The organism is Agaribacillus sp. DX54, assembly GCF_056858335.1.
In genome coordinates, this window is the sequence record NZ_JBXEQE010000021.1 from 1 (window position 1) to 23,347 (window position 23,347).

Consider the following 23,347-nt stretch of genomic DNA (forward strand, 5'->3'; position numbering starts at 1 on the left):
TTTCAAATTGTTCTGAGCAGAATATTTAAGGCCTTGAAAGATCTGCAGATCTGGCGCTTGTCTTTCTCCCATTTGTTGGTATGCTTGCTCGGAAATGGGTAGTGTTTCATCACCTTTGGTTTTTTGTTGACGGAAGCAGATGAAGTAGCCTTCTAATTCTGAATGTTGAACTTCTTGCCAGGTGAGTTTTTCAATGTCTGACCAGCGTAGGCCAGTAAGGGCGGAGAAGATAGCAGCTCTTTTAAGCATAGGTGGGTAGCAAGGAGTTTCGTACAATTTCTTCAATTCTTCCATTGTCAGGAATTCCCGTTTGCTTTCTTCGGGTTGAATAGCTTTTACGTATTCGCTAGGGTCAGATGCAAAAAGTTTTTCTTGGGCCGCCTCCTTACAGGCGGCTTTAAATTTATTAAAATAGGAGATTTGGGAGTTGATGGATAAAGGTGTTGGGCTTTTTATGGACGAAGCTATAGACAGATATTCTTTAAACGCTTTACAGAAATTTTCATCCACCTGCCCAAAAGTACAGCGCCCACGTGTAAATAACTTTAGGTGATTATAAGCACTGATCCAGTTGCCATAATTCCCTGACGATTGTTGTCGTTCTTTGGCTTTCAAGTCGAAATATGCTAAAAAGTCTTTTTTCGCTGCTGACCGGTCTGTGAGTTCAAAATGATCATTAAGGAATTGCAAAGCCCTTTCTGCCCTGATGACATTGGCTTTCGCTCTTGCCACTTTGTTAAATTCCTTTTCCAATACACATTTCGGATTGTCATAAATATGGATATTCAAAAACTCCCACTTGGCTGTGTTTTCCGGTATGGGCATTGAAGTAGGGTGGGTATATGTCGAGGTAAAGACTTCGCCGACTGTATTTTAATTTCTTTTCCCTTAAGGTTACTTTTCTGGTAAGCTTTCTCATAAACGGTGAATGAATTGGTCGATTTGTTCCCTGGTAAAAATGTGTTTCCTTCCTATTTTTTTACTATAAATCCGGTTGTCCTTCAATAGTCGCCACAGCGTAGTTCGGCTTATGCCGATCAGCGAACAAACATCCTGTACACCCAGGTAATCTTTGTTTTGCACCGCACTTACTTTGGTAGCGACTTTCATCACGGTTTCTTTATTGCTTTGTTCAATTTTTGCATTCCGTATCCGCTTTTTATAGGCGCGTTTGGCGCAACGATCCCCGCAAAACCGGGTCACCGTAGTACGGGCGGTAAATTCATTGCCACATTCTTCACAAATGCGTTGTACAAAGATGTTCGAGCTCATAATCGGTCATTTATTTTCGATTGGTAATTTGTACCTTCTTAAAATTGTTTCGATCAGTTTACCAACATTTCCAATTGTTTCATTATGTTTCAAAACGTTTCATAATTTCTTCCAAACAATGCCTGGTTGTACCTCATAATTGAAGATACCGCGAGGTACAAAAATCCAACTAAAATCGATAGAATGTGCTTAAAATTGAGGAATTCAAAATGTGCCTGTAAGAGTAATAGAATGCTATTTTTATGAATTTTTATTAGTAATTATTGATTTTAGCATCAATCTACTTCCCAATACAAAACCTACTAAAAATATTCGCCAGCAAGTCATCCGTTGTAATATCGCCGGTGATCTCTCCCAAATGATGTAAAGCACCGCGTATATCCAGGGCCAGGAAGTCGTTGGTGACCTCTCTGCTGATACCGTTGAGGACATCATCCAGGGCTTGTTTGGTTTTGAGCAGGCTTTCGTAATGACGGAGGTTGGTAACTACGGTGTGGCCGGTTTTGAAAGTGTCCAGTTGTACGATGGCAAGGATCTTCTGGCGGAGGTTTTCCAGGTTTTCCTTGTTGAGGGCTGACAGATAGCACAGTTTAAAATCTTTGAATTGCGCTAACTGATCTTCTGTCACCCTGTCCAGCTTGTTGCCCACAGCGATAAAAGGAATACCCAGGTTTTCAAGCCGGTTGATTTCCTGCCCCACTTCGGTGACATGAGCGGTAGAAAGGTCGATCATGTAAATGATCAACGAGGCTTGTTTCATTTTTTCCTGGGTGCGCTCTACGCCGATGGCTTCTATTTTGTCGGTGGTGTCGCGTAGTCCTGCGGTGTCGATGAAGCGAAAGGTGATGCCCTCAATGTTGATTTCATCTTCAATGAAATCGCGTGTCGTGCCTGGTATGTCTGAGACAATGGCTTTTTCCTCATTGAGTAAAGCATTGAGCAGGGTGGATTTACCAGCGTTGGGTTTTCCGGCTATCACTGTAGGTACCCCGTTTTTGATGACATTGCCTAAGTCAAAGCTGGCGATCAGGGCCGAAACCACGGTCTTTAATTCGGTTACCAGGGTTTTTAACTCATCGCGGCTGGCAAATTCGACGTCTTCTTCACCAAAATCCAGCTCTAATTCGATCATGGAGGCAAAGTGGATGAGCTTGTCCCTCAGCCTGCTGATTTCCTGTGAGAATCCACCACGCATCTGATCCAGGGCGGCTTTGTGGGCGGCTTCGGAATCGGCAGCGATCAGGTCGGCTATGGCCTCTGCCTGTGCAAGGTCAAATTGCCCATGCAAAAATGCCCGCTGTGTAAACTCACCCGGCCGGGCCAAACGGGCACCTTTTCTGACTAACAACTGTATAACCTGCCGGATGATGTAGTTTGACCCATGACAGCTTATTTCCACCACATTCTCGCGGGTAAATGACTTCGGCGCTATGAAAATAGACACCAAAACCTCGTCCAGTACCTTATCTCCATCCCTGATAGTGCCAAAATGTATGGTGTGGCTGGGCTGGCTGGACAGATCTTTTCCCCTAAATACCTGATTGCAGATGCTGATAGCTTCTTTGCCCGAAAGCCTGATCACACCAATGGCACCTGTTCCCTGGGGAGTAGCCAGGGCAACAATAGTATCTTCGTGGGAAGCTATGGCACTTTTCATCCGTCTGTAGTTTGACTGACGGCAAAATTACAGGAAAAATGGGAAAAGGAATAACCTTTAGTTGACCACGATTTTCCGGGTTACCAGTTGGGTGGCTGTTTTAACCCATACCAGATACATTCCCGGGGCAACACCCGCCAGTGATATTTGGTAATGGGAATTTTGAGATGAAAACTGTCGCTCCTCGTAAACCCTGCCCCGTAAATCGCTGATGCCTACCACAAGGGGTCTGAAATCTGCCAGGTCGAGGTTGATATTTACTTTTTCCTGCGCAGGGTTAGGGTAGATGATCACTTTATCTGCAAGATCGTCTGATGGTTCCCTGTCCCCAATACCGGTGACGAGCGACTCCTCATCAGGCCGCGCACAAAACTCGGCAGAAGCCACACTTTCACCGCCAATATTGTCATCGAACACAGCCACCAGCCGGTAGCAATAGGTCGTATTGGGATCCAGGCCGGCGCCGCCATCGTTATCGGTCAATGTATTATCATCTGTATTGACAGTGGCAATCAGCTCAAAGCCACTATCCTCAGGCACGCCTGGCTGACAGTTGTCCCGGGGAAAAGTAAAGCTGTTTTCAATTCTGTAGATAGCCAGATTTTTGGCTGCCGAACAAAAATAGTCGCTCCAGCTTAAAGTGATTTCTCCAACTTTTTTGACTTGTCCATGCAACCCTTCAGGCGCCCCGGCCACGGTTACATTCCAGGTTCCGAAAACGGCCAGTCCAGCTCCTGCCGAGGAGGGAGGAACATCTATGGATTTGAAGTAAAAAGCGTAAGGACTGTTACGGGCATTTTCGCAGGAAGGGTTCCAGCTAAAATCTAAAAAGCCTGTTCCGGCTGTGTTGCCACTGCCAGTAACAAACGTGGCTGAATTTCCTGCAAGGCTGTAAGCTTCGCCGGCCGTTTTAAAAATTACCTCATGCCCGTCCGGGTCAGTAGTGAGCAGGGATGTTTGTAGCAAACTGCCGGCAATGACGCACGTGTCCTTGGGCACTTCAAAACCGGGCCTTTCGTTATTCGTTTCCCGGACGGTTATCTGTATATCAAGCACACGAAATCCCATGCTGATCCATCTGCCTGTTACTTTCCTCCATTCCTCTACTTTGATGGCGAAGTTATATTCTCCCACTGATCCGGGAGCGTCCCATGTGAGGTCTCCGGTAACAGCATCGATGACGAACGTGGGAGGCCCGTTGTTGGCTTCGTTGGCACTATTGTAATTCAGCCCATCATAAAATTGAATGTCGTTAGGTAATACATACCCGGCTATGTTCTCATCAATACTTTGCTTGGGTGTCACCAGTTCATAAGAAAGGCTATCACCATCAGGGTCATATACACCGGGATTGTAAAAGAAAGCCTTGCCAGGGGCAACAATGTCAATAGGAGGGAAGGAAAATACAGATTGTGTATTACTTCCTAAAAATGGATCGATTACTACCAGACTTTCCGTATAAAATTGTACCTCAGCAGAGTTGGGAATATTCAGGATACCGGCATTTCTGTTAAACTCTTTAAAACTAACAAGGTACAAGCCAGGCCCTGGGAAAGTATGAAAAACCTCATAAACTTCAAGTAGGATGTTTTCATTCAAAGGTTCGCTGGAGACTAAAAAGTTGTCGTTTGATAAATCAATTACGACTCCGTCTCCCAGATTCAACTCCCCGGCACTATCGCTGACAGCTCCGGCGTTGAGGTAATTAGAAATAGTGATTTTGTATCTAAGCCCGGAACCCTGTATCCTGTCCACTTTTATTTCACCGCCCCGCATGTGTGATGCTAAACCTTCAAAACCATAACAAAGCAAAAAAATCAATAACAACCTGCAGAAGTAATTTTTCATTTTTATAAAATGTCAACGTTTGAGTTTGAAAATAGCTGTAGCCAGAAATTGAATACTAACTATAATACAATCCAGGGGACATTTTCCCTAATCACAATTCAGGGATTTTAAGTAAAAAATAAATACATTGACAAAAAATAATTTAATTCCTAAGCATTAATTTTTTAATTTCAGCAGTTCAATTGACTGCGACTATGAAAATTGTGATCCGTTATTTTATTGCACTGTTTCTTCTCCTCAACGCATCTCATTTATTTTATAGCCAAGCAACAAAGCAGGGTTCGGATACGTCATCAGAGGTACTGAGTGAAACTGAAAAACGTAAGATTAGAAAATGCCCTGGCAGGGCTGGATATTGCTGAGGATCCTGAAAAAAGGCGACGATTAAAATTAATTATATTAACTTTTAAACAATGACTGATTTGAAATTACTGTTGATGAAAACTGCCATTCTGTTACTGACCTTTATAATCTGTCCGGCAACCCTATTTGGGCAAGAGATAGCCATGAAAACGTTGCCTTTAAATGATTTGTCCCAATTCAGGGATCAGGCCGGCAACTGGCAAATAGTGGGGAGCGTAACCATGGATCGAACCATAGATATTCATAAAAAAGAGGAAGAAGTTCAAAAAAAGAAAAAGAAGGGAAAAAGTGAGCAACCTAAACCCGGCGGACCTGTACAATTCACCGCTGGTACAGGTATCTTACTGAATATGAATGATAAGGTAAAAAAAGACCAACTATTTACGGCTTGGGAACACGGTGACATAGACCTGGAACTGGAGGTAATGTTACCCAAAGGCTCTAATTCAGGCATTTATCTGCAAGGAAGGTATGAGGTACAACTCCTGGACAGTTGGGGCAAGAAAAACCCTTCATTTACCGACATTGGAGGCATTTACAGGAACTGGGAAAAAGATCCTGAAAAAAGCTATATGGGCAAGGCACCCTTTACCAATGCAGCCAGGGCACCGGGCCTCTGGCAAAAGCTGTTTATCAGCTTCAGGGCTCCCAGATTTAACAAAAACGGGGAAAAGATCGCCAATGCCACCTTTCTGAAGGTAACACTTAACGGCGTGTTAATCCACGATCATGTAGAGGTACCTACCTATACCGGCGGACCGGTTGAAAAAAATGAAAAACCCAGGGGCCCATTGATGATCCAGGGAGATCATGGCCCGGTGGCCTTCAGAAATATGCGTTACCTGACCTTTGACTCCGCTCCCATACAGGCCAGCAATATTACCTACGATTATTTTGAAGGTCAATTTGGTCAAATCAGCGACTTTGTCGACGGCAAACCAGTGGCGTCTGGGCCGGGAAGTAAAATATCATGGGAGTATTCACAAAAGGAGGATTTATTTGGCCTTGTGGTCAAAGGAAACCTGGAAGTGCCGGAGGATGGCACCTACCATTTTAGTATCCGGTGTAATGGAGGGGCCAGGCTGGTGATTAACGATGAGACGGTGGTGAACCACGACTTTGGCCACAGGGTTAATGAAAGAGGATTAGGCAGTAAAACACTGAATGCCGGAAGCCATGCTTTCAAACTTTATTATTTCAAAAATGCTAACTGGATGTCACCGGCGCTCGGTTTATTTGTCCAAAGCGCTCATCTTCGCAGGCAACCCTTACACACTGCCGGTTCGATGCTGAACACTGGCAACACAGTGAATCCGATCATGGTAAACGTTGACGGTGAGCCCAGGTTATTGAGGGCGTTTTTGGATTTTGAAGGGGATAAGAGTCGGCGTTTGACACATACTATCGGTATAGGACATCCCTCCGGCGTTCATTATGTATACAATATGAAAGCTGGCAACGTGGTTTGTGGCTGGAGAGGGGATTTCGTCAACGCTACGCCGATGTGGCATAGCAGGGGAGATGGCTCCTTCAGGCCTTTAGGTGATGTGCAATTCTTTTTTACAGACCAGCCATTGGCTGTTTTGGATGATATGAATAGGCAATTCCCGGACGAATACAAAGAAAGCGATTTTAGACCAAAAGGTTATGAGTTGGAAAAATCTTCCGGGAGACCGGTTTTTAAATACCTGTACCAGGGTATAGAGGTGGAAGATAAAATCGAGCCAGGCAATAATGGAAGCATGCTGAACAGGTCGGTGAAATTATCGCAAACTGCGCCTAACCTTTACTTTAAGATTGCTGAAGGACAAGATGTAGCCTTAATGCCGGATGGTTCTTATGCCATTGATGACAAAAAGTATTATGTGAAGTTAGCAACAGCTTTGTCACCTGTTATCAGGGAAGTGGGGGGTAAAAAGGAACTCATTGTGCCCATGAATTCCAAGGAACTGGCCTACGGCATTATTTGGTAACACGAAGTGGCAAAACTAAGAAAAGAATTTAATCTGTACATGTTAATGAAAACGTTGATGAGCTATTTTTTAAATAATCTTCCGGGCCGGGAGGTATCACTGTCCTTAAGCAAAGTATTCAAAAGCTTTGGTTTATTGTCTTTGATTGTAGTTTTGTTCCTGCCTTTGAAACTGACAGCACAGGAGCCACCTGAACCAGAGCCTGTGATGCCCAAATCTTCAAAAGAAGCCACCTATTACCAAATAATTACCTTGCCGGTTCCCGAAGATATATTGCTGGAAGTCGGTGGGCTGGCTACCCTGCCCGATGGAAGGGTTGCTTTGTGTACGCGCCGGGGCGATGTATGGTTGATTGAAAATCCCTATATGAATAATGAAAGACAGCCTAAATTCAAGTTGTTTGCCTCCGGTTTACATGAGGCTCTCGGCCTGGCCTATCGCGACAACTCTCTTTACACAGCACAAAGGGGCGAACTTACAAGGCTGATTGATAAAGATGGCGATGATAAAGCTGATATTTATGAAACTGTCTATGCCTGGCCACTTTCCGGGCATTATCACGAATATTCGTTCGGTCCCAAATTTGCCCCGGATGGCAGCATGTTTGTAACCGGAAACGTGGCTTTTGGCAATGAGGAATGGTGGAGGGGCGAAAGCAGGGTGCCCTGGAGAGGCTGGACGATGAATATTACACCTGATGGACAAATGAAACCCTGGGCAACAGGCATGCGGTCTCCTGCAGGTCTCGGTATAGTAGACGGGGAATTCTTTTATACCGAGAACCAGGGTGACTGGGTCGGTTCAGGGGGAATATGGCATGTTACTGAGGGATCCTTTACGGGACACCCGGCAGGACTACGATGGGCTGACAGGCCTGAGTCTCCTGTAAAAATTACTGAAAAACAGTTTTATGAGAAAATAGACATAAGGCAGGTCAAAAAAAATGGCAGATTTGTCAAACCGGAGAATATTACCGATGAAGAAAATCCGGACTTTTTATATAAGATGAAGGAGGAATTACCCACACTGAGGTTACCGGCCGTATGGCTGCCACATGGGGTACTGGGGATATCCAATTCCGATATTATAGTGGACGAAACAAGCGGAGCTTTCGGACCCTTTGAAGGACAAATATTTGTAGGTGATCAGGGCCAAAGTAAAATCATGAGAGTGGTGCTGGAAAAAGTGAAAGGAGCGTATCAGGGTGTAGCTTTTGATTTCAGAAGCGGTTTCCAGTCGGGTGTGCTGCGGATGACCTGGGGACATGACGGATCGATGTTTGTCGGTGAAACCAACCGGGGATGGGGATCGGCAGGTACCAGGAATTCCGGACTTCAGCGGCTCGTCTGGACCGGAAATGTACCTTTGGAAATGAAGACGGTTACATCCCAACCCGACGGGTTTGAGATTGAATTTACTTTGCCTGTTGACAGGAAATCTGCTGAGAATTTAGACACCTATGCCGGTAGGAGTTATATTTACAAATATCATCCTGTTTATGGAAGTCCGACAATCAATGAGGAAAAGTTGGCAATCAAAGGCGTGCAGGTGGCTGAAGATGGCATGAAAGTACGCCTGATTATTGACAATTTAAGGCCTTATCATTTGCATGAACTGACATTGGCAGGTATACGCTCCAAAGACGGAAGCATGGCCCTGTTACATCCCACGGCCTATTATACACTTAACCAAATAGCAGATGGGAAAAAACTACAGGTTGGTGAATTCAGCACTTATCGTTCATCCAGGGTAGGTGGTAAGGGGAAAAGTCAGATTTCATACAAAAAAAACCGGCCGGTAGCGGCTAAAAGCTCTGGAAAAAACACCAAAACAGCAGCGCCCTCTGATACCGAAATAAAGCCTTTACTTACCAAATACACCTGCTCTGCCTGCCATCAGACCGACGCAAGACAGGTGGGGCCACCTTTCAAGGCAATTGCCAAAAGAAAGTATTCCAATGAAAAAATATTATCATTGGTTTATAACCCCCAGCCTCAAAACTGGCCGGACTACGCAACGCCTATGGCACCAATGCCACAGGTACCTAAAGAGGATGTATTAAAAATTGCAGCATGGATTAATTCTCTGGATAAGTAAAATCCGAAACAGTATGCTTACCGTGTGCTTAACATGACTGTTTAGGAAATCTGAAAAAATCAGGGCCGGGCTACAGGAGCCCGGCCTTTTTTGATAGGTATATGTTAACGGTGTGATGATTTTATACCAGGCCCGTATTCAACATTTTTTGTTAAAATTATACTTAGTCATACTATGACTCAAAGTCATAGTATGACTGGGGTAGGGGTAAGGGATTGAACCTCAACAATTTGGCCGTTTTCCAGCGCATTTAACTACTTATGTCCGGGACACTAGTAAAAAATATTTATTTTATAATAATAAATAGTAACATTTTAAGATTATTTTATATATTTCGGAAAATGTTCTGTTGAAAACTGGATTTTTGAACTAACCTCCATGATGATTTTTTCCCCGAAGATTTCTTTTGTTATACCGGTTTATAATGAGGAAGAAGTATTTGATCTGTTAATTAAAAGGCTGGATGCGCTAATGTCAAAAATTGAAAGTCCGTGCGAAGTGGTTTTAATCGACGATGGAAGTATCGATAATACGCCAGTGTTGATGGAAAATATTGCCACTAAGCACCATAACTACCAGGCCATTTTTTTAACCAGGAATTTTGGGCATCAAAGGGCTTTAAGTGCGGGGTTGGAGCATGCCAGGGGTGAGGTTATTATGATTTTAGACGGGGATTTACAAGATCCACCCGAATTATTCTTTGAGTTTTACGAGCATATTAAAAAAGGGTACGATGTAGCATACGGGGTACGGAAAGAGAGAAAAGAATCTGCCATCAAAAGGGCCTCATACAATGCGTTTTACCGGATATTAAACAAAATATCTAATTACCCCATCCCCAAAGACTCAGGGGATTTTGGCATGATCACACGCAGGGTAGTGGATAACATGAATAAAATGCGAGAAGAAAGCAGGTTTTTAAGGGGAATCAGAAGTTGGGTAGGGTACAGGCAGATTGGCGTGCCCTATGAAAGGAAGGAACGGGCTGCAGGAGTGCCAAAATATTCATTCAAAATGCTGTTTAAACTAGCTTATGACGGTATTTTCAACTTCAGCGTTTTCCCTATTAAAGTGCTCACCTATCTGGGGGTACTTTGTATTTCTGTATCGATCATCTACTTTATACTGACATTGGTGAAAAGACTGTTTTATGACAGCGTTCCCAGTGGATTTACGGCATTGTTATTTATGATCCTCCTTTTTGGAGGTGTTCAGCTTTTGTCTATTGGTATTATCGGCGAGTATGTGCAACGGATTTTCTTTCAGGTAAAAAACCGCCCGCTGTATTTAATATCCAAGAAAATAATAAACGGCAATAAGACTTTGGATTGACCTATTTTATATCCTATAAAAATGCAGATTAACACCTTCCCGGATAACATGATTAATGCGCTGCGTAATTTCATCGATAAAAGATCTTACAGGATATTATCTGTTTTTACCTACGCACTCCTTTTGTTCGTGCTGGCTGTTAAAATTTATTCAATTTTTATACCAGTCCCTGATTTGTTTGGTGTTGAAAACAATGTAGCCTTTGCGTTACAGCGTTTTTTAGCCGGATTTCCGCTATACGCCGATCCGGAATCCCCCCCTTATGCAATCACTCAATACAGCCCTTTGTATTACTATGTTACTTTTGCCTTTGGGAAATTATTCCAGGTCGACCCGGACCATGTTTATCGGGTTTACCTGTTAAACAGAACCTGCTCATTTTTCTTTAACCTGATTTATGCAGCCATTGTTTACATTACCGCACGACATGCGTTTAACCTCAAAGCCCGGCTTTCACTGTCCATAGCCATTATATCACTGGCCACCTTGTATCCTGTGAATGCTCGCCCTGACAGTCTATACAATTGTTTGTTTTTGCTGGCATTTTATGTATCATTTTTGTTTGTGAAACACAGAACTGAAAAAAAATCGAATTACCTGTTACCGATTCTTTGTTTTTTAATTGTTGCCACGGTTTTTGCCAAGCAATCCGGGATACTGATCATAGCCATCTTACTCTTTTTGCTGCTATTTGTGCTAAATGACTTCAAGAGGGCGGCCATAAGTTTTGGTTATCTCTCTGTACTTATATTTTTGTTTTCCTGGATTTTTTCCAACCATGACTGGCATTCATTTTATCTCAATGTGATACAGGGGCTGAATAATGGGATAAGCATGGGCTGGTTCCACGAAGTTATATTGTTTGACTATTTCTTTACCCCATGGGGATTGTTGATTAATAGCGTGGGCTTATATGCTTCCTTTCAATTACTCACAGACGATGACATTAATAAGAAAGTATTAGGATACGGTATTATTGCCTCCTTTTTATTTGCCTTATTCACAGCCCTGAAGTACGGTTCAACGAAGGTATACTTCATAGAGTTTTGGGCGCTGGCGATGATTGGTTTTTTTGTGATGGATAAAAAGGTTATCCTTCCCAATCTGATTCCACTTTTTATAATTCCTGTTATCTACCTGAAAATTGCCGTCTCCCCGCACGTGGTTAATATATGGCAAAACCGTGGTAAACTGGACTTTTCAGGCTACCGGGCCGAGAAAGAGGTTTCTGAGTTTGTTAAAGAAAGGCTATCTACTGAAGATGAAGGGTTTGTATATTTTTACGGGAATATTTCAAAACATTTTATCGATAACTTTCTTTATGAATACACCATTCAACCAAGCAAAAGTATTGTCATCTACTCATCTTATCCACTCCGGGTATATGATTTATCTGATTATTACAAAAGAGTGGCCAATAAGGAGGTTAAATATATCATCTCGACACAAACCAAAGAATCATTCAAATTCGCAGGAGCGAATTTTCCTGGCTATGAAGCAATCGATTCAATCAACGGATTTCATATTTACCAAGTAAAGCAGTAGTATGGCTTTTATAAATTGCCGTTAAACTCCTTTAAAATTTTCTTAAACTGTGCCGCTGTCCTGTAACCGGGTACAGGCTGAATGCTTGTAAATTTTTCATCGATAAAAACGATCGTAGGATAACCACTCACTCTCATTGATCTGGCGAGATAGGCTTCGGTCATTTCCTTTCCATTGAAAATGATTTTTTTTGAGCTTTCAGCGTTCAGTTTAACAGCGTAATAGTTTTCATTAACATAATTTACCACTGACTCATCGGCAAAAGTAGAACGGTCCATCTTTTTGCACCAGCCACACCAATCGGTATAAACGTCTACAAATACCTTTCTCGGTGCATCCTTTCCGAGCTTCTGAGCTTCCTCAATATTTACCCAGTTAATCGAAGCACTTTCGGCATTGTCCTGACCTGACCATCCTGCATTCACAAAAACCATCAACACCAATACCGCTAGTATTCCTAATAATATCTTACTTTTAAACATCATAAAATAATAAGTTTTACCTTGCAATATCCAACGCAAATTTTCTTAAAAAGATTAACTTAATTCTTTTTTTCTTGCCTGGTTTTTCAGCCATGTAATAATTATTCCCTCTTTTGGTGAAAAAAGAAAGGCCAGGGCAAATAACAACCCGGCAACTGTGGACATGGCCCCGGCAATCGAACCATCGATGCTCACGGCGAGGTAATATCCACTGATTGAAATTAAAATACCCAGCAATACAGTAATGATTAGCATGGGCAGGAATTTTTCGGTTAGTAGATAAGCTGTCGCCGGGGGAGCTATTAATAAAGCCACTACCAAAATAGCGCCAACCGACTCAAAAGAAGCCACTGTGGCCAGAGAAACTGCACCCATCAATAAATAGTGCCATAGGACCGTAGAAATACCGATGACTGTGGCAAAGGCAGGATCAAATGTCGTCAAAAAGAGTTCTTTGTAACCAATGGCGATGAAGCTGATAACAATGATCATCACACTTCCGGTGATAAAAACTGCCCTTGGACCGATTATTTTACCACTGGCAGTAATCCACAGGTCTATGGGGACGTAAGCAATTTCTCCATGTAAAACACAATCCTGGTCCAGATCCACCTGGCCGGCATACACAGAGATCAGAATAATCCCGAGGGCAAACAACCACGTAAAGGTTACCCCGATGGAGGCATCAGTCTGTAAATTACCTTTTTGGTGAAAAAATTCAATCAGGAAGGTCGTTATGACACCGAGTATGCCCGCACCGACTAGCATGGTAAGACTATCCCTTTGTCCTGAAATCAGGAATGCGATGACAATGCCGGGCAGCACTGCATGAGAAATGGCGTCGCCAACCATGGCCATTTTTCTCAGAATCAGGTAACTCCCCAGTAATCCACAGGAAATAGAAACAAATGACCCGGTTAATATGATCCAAAAAGCGTCCACAATTATGTAATTTTTGTTATGCCTTCAAACTTCATTGTTATAAATAAGGAATATCCGATTGGTGGGGGTCCTTTACAGGGTATTCCAATAGCTTTTCCAGTTTAGCTTCCAGGTCGGGGGTTATGATATGCTCTATGGTTTCCGCATCTTCGTGCACATGGTCTGAAGCAATCCGGAGGTAGCGCGTCAGATAGACTTCCCACAAGCGGTGCAGTTTCACCATTCTGGCGCCTTTCTTTTGACCGGCCCTGGTAAACTTCCAGCGTCCGTCGCCATTTTCCAAAAAACCTTGCTTTTTGAGCCGTGCCAATCCGGAGATCAACTGTTTTGGCTTAAATGGCCTTTTGGCCAGGATTTCATTGACACTCCTTTGCTGGAAATAGTTGCCGTCTTTTTGACCTAGCTGAAACAGTAGTTTCAGTATGTTCTCTTCCCGGATTTGATTTTCCATTTTTTTGCGGCTGATAAGCTTCATAACGATACCTTTTTGCGGGGCGAAAAAAAATGAAAATAATGCAATGACCGATATGACCATTACAATCCATGGGCCAGTAGGCATTGCTGGTGCCGCATAGGATATAAATGCTCCGGCAAACCCTGAAACGCCACCAAAGGCCGCTGACAGAAAAACCATCTTTTTCAGATTATCGGTCCAGAATCTGGCTGCTGCCGCGGGAGTAATCAGAATAGCTGCCATTAGTACCACACCAATAGCCTGGATACCGGCCACAATTGCCAGCACTGTCAGCGTGGTTAAAACCAGCTCCAATCGCCTCACAGGGAATCCAATAGTTTTGGCAAAATCGATGTCAAAGGAGATTAACGTAAACTCTTTGAAAAAAAGTACCACGGCAATAATCAACATAAAAGCTATGCCACTGAAAACATTGAGATCGCTGCTAACCATAGCTGCCGCTTTGCCAAACAGAAAATGGTCCAATCCTGACTGTGCCGCATTGCCGCTATGCTGAATATAGGTAAGCAACAAAATACCTATTCCAAAAAATACCGACAATATTAACCCAATAGCTGTGTCCTCTTTAATTTTGGATTTGACTGATATGTAGTCGATGGCCACCAGCGAAAGCCACCCGGTTACAAAGGCTCCGGTAACAAGCAATACCGGATTTTTGTTACCGGCAAGTAAGAAACCAAGGCACACCCCTGGTAGCACAGCATGAGCCACAGCATCACCTACCAAAGCCTTTTTCTTCAAAAAGATAAAAGAACCCACCACCGCGGCGCTGCCGCACAGCAGGATAGAGCCAAAGGTGACATAACGGATATTTGGCTCTGAAAACGATAAAAACTCCCAAAACTGCTCCATATCTTATCGCTTATCCCTTCCTGTGAATTCGGTCTTTTGCATCAGGTTACCCACTTCTGCCAGCAAAGTAAGCTTGCCTCCATAAGTCTCCTCCAACAATGAGGGAATCAGGGTTTGCGCGGTGGGGCCTGAAGCGACCAGCCGCATATTCAGTAAAACAACCCAGTTAAAGTACTCCATAGCCGATTGGATATCATGATGAATGACTACCACCGTTTTACCATTTTCCGACATTTCCCTTAATAACTCGATGATAGCCGTTTCAGTCGCCGCGTCTACACCGGCAAAAGGCTCATCCATAAAGTATATATCTGCCTCCTGTGCCAAGGCGCGAGCTAAAAAAACCCGCTGCTGCTGGCCGCCGGAGAGCTGAGCGATCTGCCGGGACTTGTAGGCATCCATCCCCACCTTTTTCAGGCAGTCCAACGCCACTTCTTTATCGGCCTTTCTTGGGCGCTTAAAGAGACCGAGCCTGGCATAACGCCCCATCAATACCACATCCATGACCGAAGCAGGAAAATCCCAATCTACCGACTCCTTCTGAGGAACATAGCTTACCTTGTCGCGCACCTCGTCGATGTCGCGATTAAATATCCTGACATAACCGCTGCCATGGGGAATGAGGTTCATTATCGCCTTGATGAGTGTGGACTTACCTGCGCCATTAGGACCTATAATTCCAATGATTGCTCCCTTTGGAAGGGTCAGGTCAATATCCCACAGCACCGGCTTTTTATGATAAGTTACCGTTAAATCATGTACCTCTACCGCCGGGTCTTCAACTTGCTGAATCATAGTCTATTTATTATTGAACACTTCAACTCCCTATCATTTTAATGCATTCACAATCGTATTGACATTTTCCCTCACCATACCCTGATAGTTTCCAGCCACTGTTCCGGGGTTGCCCATGGCGTCTGAGTACAGTATCCCACCGATGGATACGTCGTGCCCTTTTTTTCTACAACCTTCCACCACCGACCTGAGGTATTTTTCGGGTACGGAAGACTCTACAAAGACGGCCTTAATTTTTTTTTCAGTGATGAAATTCACCAAATCGGCGACATCCTTTAAGCCGAACTCCGACATTGTGGAAATGCCTTGCAGCCCCCTGACCTCGATATCATAAGCCCTGCCGAAGTATTCAAAGGCATCATGGGCTGTAACCATTATGCGCTGATCTTCCGGAATTTCGGCCATCTTAGTCTTTACCTCTTCATGTAAAACATCCAATTGCTCCAGGTATACCGCTGTGTTTTGCTGATAAAAAGCTGCATTAAGCGAATCATGCTGCATCAGGGTTTGGCTAACATACGTGGCTGCCTGTTGCCATAGTGAAACATCAAACCAGATATGAGGGTCATATTGTCCTCCCATAGAAGTATTATCAATCAATTGCTCGGGTGAAATATTGTCCGAAACGGCTACAACAGGTTTTATTCTGCTTAGATTTTTAAAAATGTCGCCCAGTTTCCCTTCCAGATGGAGACCATTATAAAAAATCAGCGAAGCACTTTTTAGCCGCTGTAAATCACCTTGGGTTGCCTTGTATAAATGAGGGTCTACGCCCGGGCCCATCAATGCAGTAACATCAGCAGAATCCTGTACGATGTTTTTAACGATATCCTCGATCATACCGGTGGTGGTGACAATATTCAGGCGGTCTTTGACAAGGTTTTGCTCCTGGTTATTGCTGCAGGACATTTGAAATAGAAGAACCCCCGGAAGGAGAATTGCCAGAAAAAGTTTCAATGCGGATTTGTACAAAATCATTTATTCAGTTATTAATATATTTTCGGAAACCTCTTTGGAAACGAAGACGGTTTTTTTGTTGTCTATCATGATTTCCAGGGAGTTATCAAATTCAATTTTATCCAATACTTTAATCTTGGCCCCCAGGTAGACACCAATTTTGTCCAGGTATTGAAGGAAAAGTGAATTTGAATCATTGACAGCGACAATGATACCTGTTGCGTTGAGACCTAACTCTGCCAATGGAATTTTGGATTTGACTAGAAATTCCCCGTTTTCGTCCGGAATAGGGTCTCCGTGGGGATCGTATTTTGGATAGTTGAGGAATTCATCCAGCCTCTTGATGAGCAGGGGAGACCTGATATGCTCCAGTTGTTCAGCCACTTCATGAACTTCATCCCAGTTGAACTTTAATTTGTCTACCAGAAAAACCTCCCAAAGCCGGTGCTTTCTCACTACATTCAGGGCAGCCTTTTTTCCCTTGTCAGAAATGGACACTCCACGGTATTTACGATAGTTAAGCATTCCCTTGTTGGAAAGTTTGCGAATCATATCTGTTACGGAGGCCGGCTTGGTGTTCAACGTGTCGGCGATGGCGTTGGTAGATACGTCCTCATGGCAAGTCTCCGACAGATGGTAGATCGTTTTTAAGTAATTCTCTTCTGCAAAGCTTAACATGACTTTATTTTTTATTGCAAAATAACAAATTTTTTAGCTTAATCTAAATAAATTCATTATGTACCTCTAAAAAGCAGAAGAATCTCCCTATTTTAACGAAAATCGATGTTTAATGTTTTGTCTAAATTAAAATTTAGCTTTGTCTAAAAAACAAAACCAGGTAATTTCAGCCTTTGTTTTGTTTATGACAGCTCATAAAACTATGGCCGGGAGTGCCATCCAATGACATCCTGATTTCGAATGGGGCAAGCGTCTCGTGGCCGCTGCACAACATTTACACCAAAATTCTTTGTGTCTCTTTGTGTCTTGGTGCCTCTGTGGTGAAAAATGGTTAACCACGGAGGCACCAAGACACAAAGAGTTACGGTTGCTAGCGCTATATCTATAGTTGAGGACGCTGCCAGCACTACACATCAGATGATTTGTGCTTTTCATTCAATACTAAAAACATAACCCTGTTCAGTAGCTGCCCACTAAACGATCAAGTACCTTGAAAAGCTTCATCTCCTCTTTTTCCCAATAAATATCCATGGGTTTATCACTATTGTAAAAAGTGGTAGCATAATAACGGTCCATGACTGTACTGGCATCAAAAGATAAAAAGTTAACCGGAATGCAGGCATGATGAGGTTGACAGAAATCAATCCAATAAGGGTTATTTTGCATGATCATAGGAAGTCTGCAGGCCATGTATTCATATATCTTTGTTGGCATGCAGTTATCAGTGCTTTTGTTGGCTCTGTAAGGCACAAGGCCTAAATCAGCTTTCTCAATGGCCTCCAGGATTCGGGTGTGAGGGACAGGCTTGTCCCCACCCACAAGCCTGATATAGGTTTTGTCTTTGATGCGCTGCTTTATTCTCCTCAATAGCGCCGGTTTGGCGCAGTATCCCATGATTGTCAGACTGGTGGTTTTACGGAGTTCGTACAGTTTTTCCGCAAAATGGATAGCCTCTAAAATGCCATAGTTTTCTGCAATGGTGCCACTGTACAACAAGGCGATGTTGTCATCATTACTCACTTTGGTTTTTGGCGACGGCCGCCCTTTGCCTTTAAACTTATTTTCAATAATCGTGCTTTTGTTTTTTGTAAATCCGAGTTCAGTTGCATAACGCTTTTCAGCTAAAAAATAATGATCGATTGCCGGCCTGCAAATCCATTCCAGGCCACGTACGAGGCGGGCCAGCAGCGGTCGAATCAAGTGCGGATAGGTGTTGGTGTACAGGATGTTATGAAGGTAGTTTTCCAGGATATCATAGACGATTTTGCCACCAAATAATATTTTGTATGTAATTATAACTATCAGTAATTCAGGAGTATTAAATATAATTACTTGAGGCTTTACTTTAACTAATACTTTAAAACATTTAAAGGGGGCTGCCAGCCTTTTGATGCTCAAACGGGCGTGGTTGTAAATGGGGTGCCAGTTGACGGTTTCAGGAGTTGAAACATTTTTTGTTGAAAACCCTATGATATTAATTTCATATTTATTTGTTTGGTCGAGCGAAAGGCCCATCTTTTCATACATCCGGGTTTCATCAACCGGTTTCAGAATGGAGGCAAAGGCGATTTTGATTTTACGCATTAAATCAAAATTAATTTTTTTTCACATAATTCCTTAATTGAAATGGAACTTAAAAACATCATCGAAGCAGCCTGGGAAGATAGAAATTTATTAAAGGAGCTGCAAACACAGCAGGCCATTGAGTCTGTGATCGAAGCACTGGACAAGGGTAGTTCGCGGGTAGCCGAACCGGCCGGTCAGGGCTGGCGGGTAAATGAATGGATAAAAAAAGCAGTTATTCTTTATTTTCCAATCCGGCAGATGGAATTGGTAGAAGTAGGCCCTTTTGAGTTTCATGATAAAATGAAGTTAAAATCCGGATATCGTGAGTTGGGGGTAAGGGTTGTACCTCATGCCATTGCCCGCTATGGGGCCTATATCAGTAAGGGGGTGGTGATGATGCCTTCGTATGTTAATATTGGCGCATATGTTGATAGTGGCACGATGGTTGATACATGGGCTACCGTAGGAAGTTGTGCGCAGGTTGGCAAAGATGTGCATTTGAGCGGAGGCGTAGGAGTTGGCGGTGTGCTGGAGCCCATTCAGGCCGCTCCTGTGATCATTGAGGACGGTGCTTTTATCGGTTCGCGGTGCATACTGGTCGAAGGTGTCAGGGTTGGTAAGGAAGCTGTGCTCGGCGCCAATGTTACATTAACGGCAAGTTCGAAGGTCATTGATGTAACAGGCAATGAACCGGTTATTTATAAAGGAGAGGTTCCCGCCAGGTCGGTGGTAATCCCAGGCTCCTACACCAAGGCGTTTCCCGCAGGTTCTTACCAGGTTCCGGCTGCCTTGATTATAGGAAAACGCAAGGCGAGTACCGATCTTAAAACTTCGTTAAACGAAGCATTAAGGGAAAATGATGTTGCAGTATAATTTTGTTTTATTTTAAACCTATATGTCATGAAGAAATTAAGGGAAGTGTTATTATCAGCGATCTGTTTGATAATCATTGGCAATGCGTCGCTGCAGGCTCAGGAGAAGACTGCTTTTCAAAAAAAGATTGCTGTGCAGGGAAGTGCCGAAATGGAGATTATTCCCGATGAAATCTATTTCTCGGTTACCCTGAAGGAATATGAAAAAGACCGTAAAAAGATAGACATTAGCCAACTGGAGCTGCAATTGGCCAGGGCGGTAAAGAAACTGAAAATTCCTGAAGAAAACTTTCAGGTTGAAAACATATTTGGTTATAACTGGAATTACAGAAAAAAAAGAAGCGAGAATTTTTTAGCTTCCAAAAGTTACCGGCTAAAACTGGAGAACCTCGATAAAATGAATGAACTGCTGGAGCAATTGGATGAAAAAGGTATTCAGCGTGTTAATGTGACGCATTACAGCCATACGAAGATCGAGACTCACAGAAAGGAGCTAAAACTCAAAGCCCTGGTGGCTGCCAAGGAGAAAGCCGGCTATCTTTTAAGCGGCATTGGCGAGGAGCTAGGTGGTGTGTTGGAGGTTTCAGAGGTAGCGTTAGGGCCACCGGTTACCTACAAAGCGGCAAGGGCCTACTCGAACCTGGCGTTGGAATATGATGCCGGGGAGGAACAGGCTCCTTTAAATATTGACTTTAAAACGATAAAACTAAGATTTACGATTAATGCGGTATTTGCTATCAAATAGCCGGAAAGTTAATCCAGCAGTGCTTTGATCAATTTTTCCCGGGGATTCCGGTTTTTGTTTACAATCCCAAACCCCTTGCCTTTGTAGTCCCAATTGGCCCAGGCTATATTGTTTTTTTCAAGGCATGCTTTGACATCCTCATACCATTTCAGCCTTGAACCCTCCGGTGTGAACACGTAACGACCCCATTCACCACAATACAAGGACAGGTTATACTGTCCGGCCTTTTTCAGGGGCAAAAGCGTCAGCAGTAAGACAGATGATACAATCGATGAGGCTGTTGTGGGTTAGTCATATCTTTTTTTCAGAAATATATTAAAAATTTTAATGCGGTACCCGAACGCCATAAAGAACAAGGTTTATTGCAGATGTAATTATTGACTGCGTTTTGCTGTTTTGTGTGACGCCAATATTAATTTTCTTTACATAGTAAAGGATTTAGGGGCAATTTTGTATCAATTATGAGTTTGATACGTTATTATTACCAAAAAAAGCTAAAATGAACTTTATAAACCGGGTTTGGCATCTGGTTTATATGATGCAATAACAGAATTTTTTAATCTAATGAAGAAATTAGGTTTTTACATTGCCGGATTTTTGCTTTTATCTTCATTTATTTTCCATGAGAAACCTGCCTATAAGTCGGTGGTTCATAATAACTTTACCACGGGTGAATTATTAAATTACCATGTCACTTTTGGTATTTTTAGTGTAGGAGAAGCCAAAATGGAGATAAAAGATAAAACCTTCAGGGTCAACGGCCGGAAGTGTTACAGGGTAGATGTGCACGGAAAAACTACAGGTTTGGTGAGTTGGGTGGCCAAGGTAAATGATGTGTGGGGCGCTTACGTAGATACGGCTGCGCTGATTCCCCATATCTCTTACAGAAAAATCAGGGAGAACAACTACAAAAAAGATGAACTTGTCAAGTTTGATCATAATACCAATATGATTGAATACAAAGTGGTGGATAAGAAAACCGGTAAGTTCAAAGAACCCTTGTACTTCAAGGCACCTGACAATGTGCGCGACATGGTTGGTGGCTATATGTATTTGAGAACCTTGGATTTTAATAGTTTTAAAATAGGTGATACTATCCGGGTGGATGCTTTTTTCGAGGATACTTTTTATGATTTTCAAATTATGTATAAGGGTACGGAGATTGTAAAGACCAAAATAGGTAAGATAAACTGCCATAAACTGGTTCCCATAATGCCTGACAATAAATTGTTCGACGGCGAAAACTCCATTGCCGTATGGTTCTCTGCTGACAGGAATAAAATTCCGGTAAGAATAGAAGCCAGTATGTTTGTCGGCAAAGCAGGGGTGGAAATCGAGAAAACCCATGGCTTACTTCATCCCTTAAATATCGTAACCAAAAAACAAAGTTGAGCCTGCCCGATTTTTACTAATTCAAATTGTTTACAGCATGATTTTGTCATTTTTGGTATTCCCAAAAAAAGGATAAAAATCTGCCAGATACTTAACAATATGTTATCACCATTAAATAATTGTATTACCTTTACGCATTCCAAAACAGAAGTTTAAATGAAGCACCTATTCTATATCGTATTGCCGGTAATCCTGCTTGGAAGTGGTTGTAAAGACAACAGTTCTTCCCAGGGGGATATACATTTCAGAAATCAGGAATACGAACTGGCTATCGCTGCCTATGATGAGTATTTGTCATTAAAACCTAATAATATAAAAACCCTTTATAACAGGGGGAGATCTTATGAAGAACTCGGTGATTACGACCGGGCCCTTGAGGATTACAACCGTATTCTTGACATTAATCCTGACAATATCCATGCTAATCTGAGTATTGGCAAGGATTTTTACAGAAAAAATGTGTTCGATAACGCGGCATTCTACTTTGATAAAGTAATTAAAGTTGATGGAGAAAATGCCATTGCCCATTTTTTTAAGGGGAGATCTTTGCATAAGTCCGGACTGATTAAAGAGGCCCTCAATGCTTACAATTTAGCCCTCAATATTAATCCGGATTATGGTGAAGCCTATTTGTACCGGGGGGCAGTTAATGTAAAATTGAAGAAGCGTTCCAGCGCTTGTAATGACTTCAGACTGGCCAAGTCGCTGAATGTGGAAGATGCCGATGAGGCCATCAGAAGGTATTGCAGGTAATTAATTTTCAATTCGGTTTTCAGGGTTTTCCAAATCGAGTCGGTCATGGGCCTGATGGTCGCAAATTTCATCAGTTTGGGTAAGTTTGCTGCCCAGGCAGTCAGGGCACTGATTTTCAATCACTTTATGGCCATGGCAAACCTTGCATATATTAAATCCTTTGGTTTCGCAAACGTGACAGGTTTTATACTCTTCTACATCGAATATGTTTTTGGTAATGATCACTCCATCTCCCTGGCAGGTCAGGCAGTTGGTTCTTCCATTTCCTTTACAATAATAACAGGTTGATGTCAGGGTACCCTTTCCATCGCACAACTGACAATTGTGGAGGCGATAACCAAATACATTGCAATAGTTACAATCCCTGATTTCTGTTTTTTTATCTTCCAGCAATTTTTGCAACCCAACAGCCTGATCATAGTAATCGCCACCTTTTCCTGCCAGTTTGAGGTATTTGTTAACAAAGTTTTCACTGTTGTGAAACTGTTTAATCATATACAATGTTTCTGCAAAAAAGTAACTCATATTGGTAGGCAACACTTTTTTGCTGGCCAGCATCTTACGAAAAGTAACATTAGCCTCAGCATATTGCCCTGAATTCATTTCTTCTATAGCCCGACTCATCAATGTTTTTATCTCCTGAGATACTCCTGATTCCTGTGCGACGGTGGTATGGCATGCCAGTATCCATAAAAAGAGGCCTGATATGGTAAATTTTATAAACATATAGTTGAAATGCTTGTATGACAAA

21 protein-coding genes are annotated in these 23,347 nt (G+C 42.7%); 8 read left to right on the forward strand and 13 right to left on the reverse strand.

Features of this window, described 5'->3' with window-relative positions; translation table 11 throughout:
• The 4 genes from AC04NP_RS19895 to AC04NP_RS19910 form a co-directional block, all read right to left on the reverse strand.
• A partial coding sequence (locus tag AC04NP_RS19895; protein ID WP_482861689.1) for a tyrosine-type recombinase/integrase occupies positions 1-753 on the reverse strand: 753 nt, incomplete at its 3' end.
• Positions 754-915: 162 nt separating this feature from the next.
• Positions 916-1,272, reverse strand: coding sequence for a helix-turn-helix domain-containing protein (locus AC04NP_RS19900; RefSeq protein ID WP_482861690.1), 357 nt, complete (start codon positions 1,270-1,272; stop codon positions 916-918).
• 280 nt (positions 1,273-1,552) lie between these two features.
• Positions 1,553-2,929 carry a tRNA uridine-5-carboxymethylaminomethyl(34) synthesis GTPase MnmE gene (mnmE, locus tag AC04NP_RS19905; protein ID WP_482861691.1) on the reverse strand — a complete coding sequence of 459 codons (1,377 nt, stop codon included), beginning with the start codon at positions 2,927-2,929 and terminating at the stop codon, positions 1,553-1,555.
• A gap of 57 nt (positions 2,930-2,986) precedes the next feature.
• Positions 2,987-4,777, reverse strand: a complete 1,791-nt coding sequence (locus AC04NP_RS19910) for a T9SS type A sorting domain-containing protein (protein WP_482861692.1) — start codon at positions 4,775-4,777, stop codon at positions 2,987-2,989.
• A gap of 413 nt (positions 4,778-5,190) precedes the next feature.
• On the opposite strand from AC04NP_RS19910, the gene AC04NP_RS19915 reads away from it, so the two are divergent.
• From AC04NP_RS19915 to AC04NP_RS19930, 4 genes are all read left to right on the forward strand, one after another.
• Positions 5,191-7,113, forward strand: coding sequence for a 3-keto-alpha-glucoside-1,2-lyase-like domain-containing protein (locus tag AC04NP_RS19915; protein ID WP_482861693.1), 1,923 nt, complete (start codon positions 5,191-5,193; stop codon positions 7,111-7,113).
• 207 nt (positions 7,114-7,320) lie between these two features.
• Positions 7,321-9,210, forward strand: coding sequence for a c-type cytochrome (locus tag AC04NP_RS19920; RefSeq protein ID WP_482861784.1), 1,890 nt, complete (start codon positions 7,321-7,323; stop codon positions 9,208-9,210).
• A 378-nt stretch (positions 9,211-9,588) separates the two neighbouring features.
• Entirely contained in the window at positions 9,589-10,542 is a 954-nt protein-coding gene (locus AC04NP_RS19925) for a glycosyltransferase family 2 protein (protein ID WP_482861694.1), read from the forward strand.
• Positions 10,543-10,563: 21 nt separating this feature from the next.
• Positions 10,564-12,087, forward strand: a complete 1,524-nt coding sequence (locus AC04NP_RS19930; RefSeq protein ID WP_482861695.1) for a hypothetical protein — start codon at positions 10,564-10,566, stop codon at positions 12,085-12,087.
• Positions 12,088-12,095: 8 nt separating this feature from the next.
• On the opposite strand, the gene AC04NP_RS19935 is transcribed toward AC04NP_RS19930, so the two are convergent.
• The 7 genes from AC04NP_RS19935 to AC04NP_RS19965 all read right to left on the reverse strand — a co-directional run bounded on the left by AC04NP_RS19935 (position 12,096) and on the right by AC04NP_RS19965 (position 18,852).
• On the reverse strand, positions 12,096-12,572 hold the full coding sequence (locus AC04NP_RS19935) for a thioredoxin family protein (protein WP_482861696.1): 477 nt from the start codon (positions 12,570-12,572) through the stop codon (positions 12,096-12,098).
• A gap of 51 nt (positions 12,573-12,623) precedes the next feature.
• Positions 12,624-13,511, reverse strand: a complete 888-nt coding sequence (locus AC04NP_RS19940; RefSeq protein ID WP_482861697.1) for a metal ABC transporter permease — start codon at positions 13,509-13,511, stop codon at positions 12,624-12,626.
• A gap of 37 nt (positions 13,512-13,548) precedes the next feature.
• On the reverse strand, positions 13,549-14,838 hold the full coding sequence (locus tag AC04NP_RS19945) for a metal ABC transporter permease (RefSeq protein WP_482861698.1): 1,290 nt from the start codon (positions 14,836-14,838) through the stop codon (positions 13,549-13,551).
• 3 nt (positions 14,839-14,841) lie between these two features.
• On the reverse strand, positions 14,842-15,633 hold the full coding sequence (locus AC04NP_RS19950) for a metal ABC transporter ATP-binding protein (protein WP_482861699.1): 792 nt from the start codon (positions 15,631-15,633) through the stop codon (positions 14,842-14,844).
• A gap of 33 nt (positions 15,634-15,666) precedes the next feature.
• Positions 15,667-16,611 (reverse strand): metal ABC transporter solute-binding protein, Zn/Mn family, encoded by a 945-nt coding sequence (locus tag AC04NP_RS19955; RefSeq protein WP_482861700.1) that lies wholly within the window; start codon positions 16,609-16,611, stop codon positions 15,667-15,669.
• Positions 16,612-17,268 (reverse strand): metal-dependent transcriptional regulator, encoded by a 657-nt coding sequence (locus AC04NP_RS19960; protein WP_482861701.1) that lies wholly within the window; start codon positions 17,266-17,268, stop codon positions 16,612-16,614.
• Between the two features lie 459 nt (positions 17,269-17,727).
• Positions 17,728-18,852: a glycosyltransferase gene (locus tag AC04NP_RS19965; RefSeq protein ID WP_482861702.1), complete on the reverse strand. Its 1,125-nt coding sequence runs from the start codon at positions 18,850-18,852 to the stop codon at positions 17,728-17,730.
• Positions 18,853-18,894: 42 nt separating this feature from the next.
• On the opposite strand from AC04NP_RS19965, the gene AC04NP_RS19970 reads away from it, so the two are divergent.
• Together AC04NP_RS19970 and AC04NP_RS19975 are read left to right on the forward strand one after the other, a co-directional pair.
• Positions 18,895-19,707 carry a 2,3,4,5-tetrahydropyridine-2,6-dicarboxylate N-succinyltransferase gene (locus AC04NP_RS19970; protein ID WP_482861703.1) on the forward strand — a complete coding sequence of 271 codons (813 nt, stop codon included), beginning with the start codon at positions 18,895-18,897 and terminating at the stop codon, positions 19,705-19,707.
• A 27-nt stretch (positions 19,708-19,734) separates the two neighbouring features.
• On the forward strand, positions 19,735-20,451 hold the full coding sequence (locus AC04NP_RS19975) for an SIMPL domain-containing protein (RefSeq protein WP_482861704.1): 717 nt from the start codon (positions 19,735-19,737) through the stop codon (positions 20,449-20,451).
• Between the two features lie 8 nt (positions 20,452-20,459).
• Here AC04NP_RS19975 and AC04NP_RS19980 read toward each other — a convergent pair whose 3' ends face one another.
• Entirely contained in the window at positions 20,460-20,690 is a 231-nt protein-coding gene (locus tag AC04NP_RS19980; protein ID WP_482861705.1) for a hypothetical protein, read from the reverse strand.
• 325 nt (positions 20,691-21,015) lie between these two features.
• Between AC04NP_RS19980 and AC04NP_RS19985 the strand changes: the two genes are divergently transcribed.
• Together AC04NP_RS19985 and AC04NP_RS19990 are read left to right on the forward strand one after the other, a co-directional pair.
• Complete coding sequence (locus AC04NP_RS19985) at positions 21,016-21,843, forward strand: DUF3108 domain-containing protein (protein ID WP_482861706.1); 828 nt, start codon at positions 21,016-21,018, stop codon at positions 21,841-21,843.
• Between the two features lie 156 nt (positions 21,844-21,999).
• Positions 22,000-22,596 carry a tetratricopeptide repeat protein gene (locus tag AC04NP_RS19990; protein ID WP_482861707.1) on the forward strand — a complete coding sequence of 199 codons (597 nt, stop codon included), beginning with the start codon at positions 22,000-22,002 and terminating at the stop codon, positions 22,594-22,596.
• Here the strand turns inward: AC04NP_RS19990 and AC04NP_RS19995 are convergent, their stop codons facing one another.
• On the reverse strand, positions 22,597-23,322 hold the full coding sequence (locus AC04NP_RS19995; RefSeq protein ID WP_482861708.1) for a molecular chaperone DnaJ: 726 nt from the start codon (positions 23,320-23,322) through the stop codon (positions 22,597-22,599).
• Between the last annotated feature and the right edge of the window lie 25 nt (positions 23,323-23,347).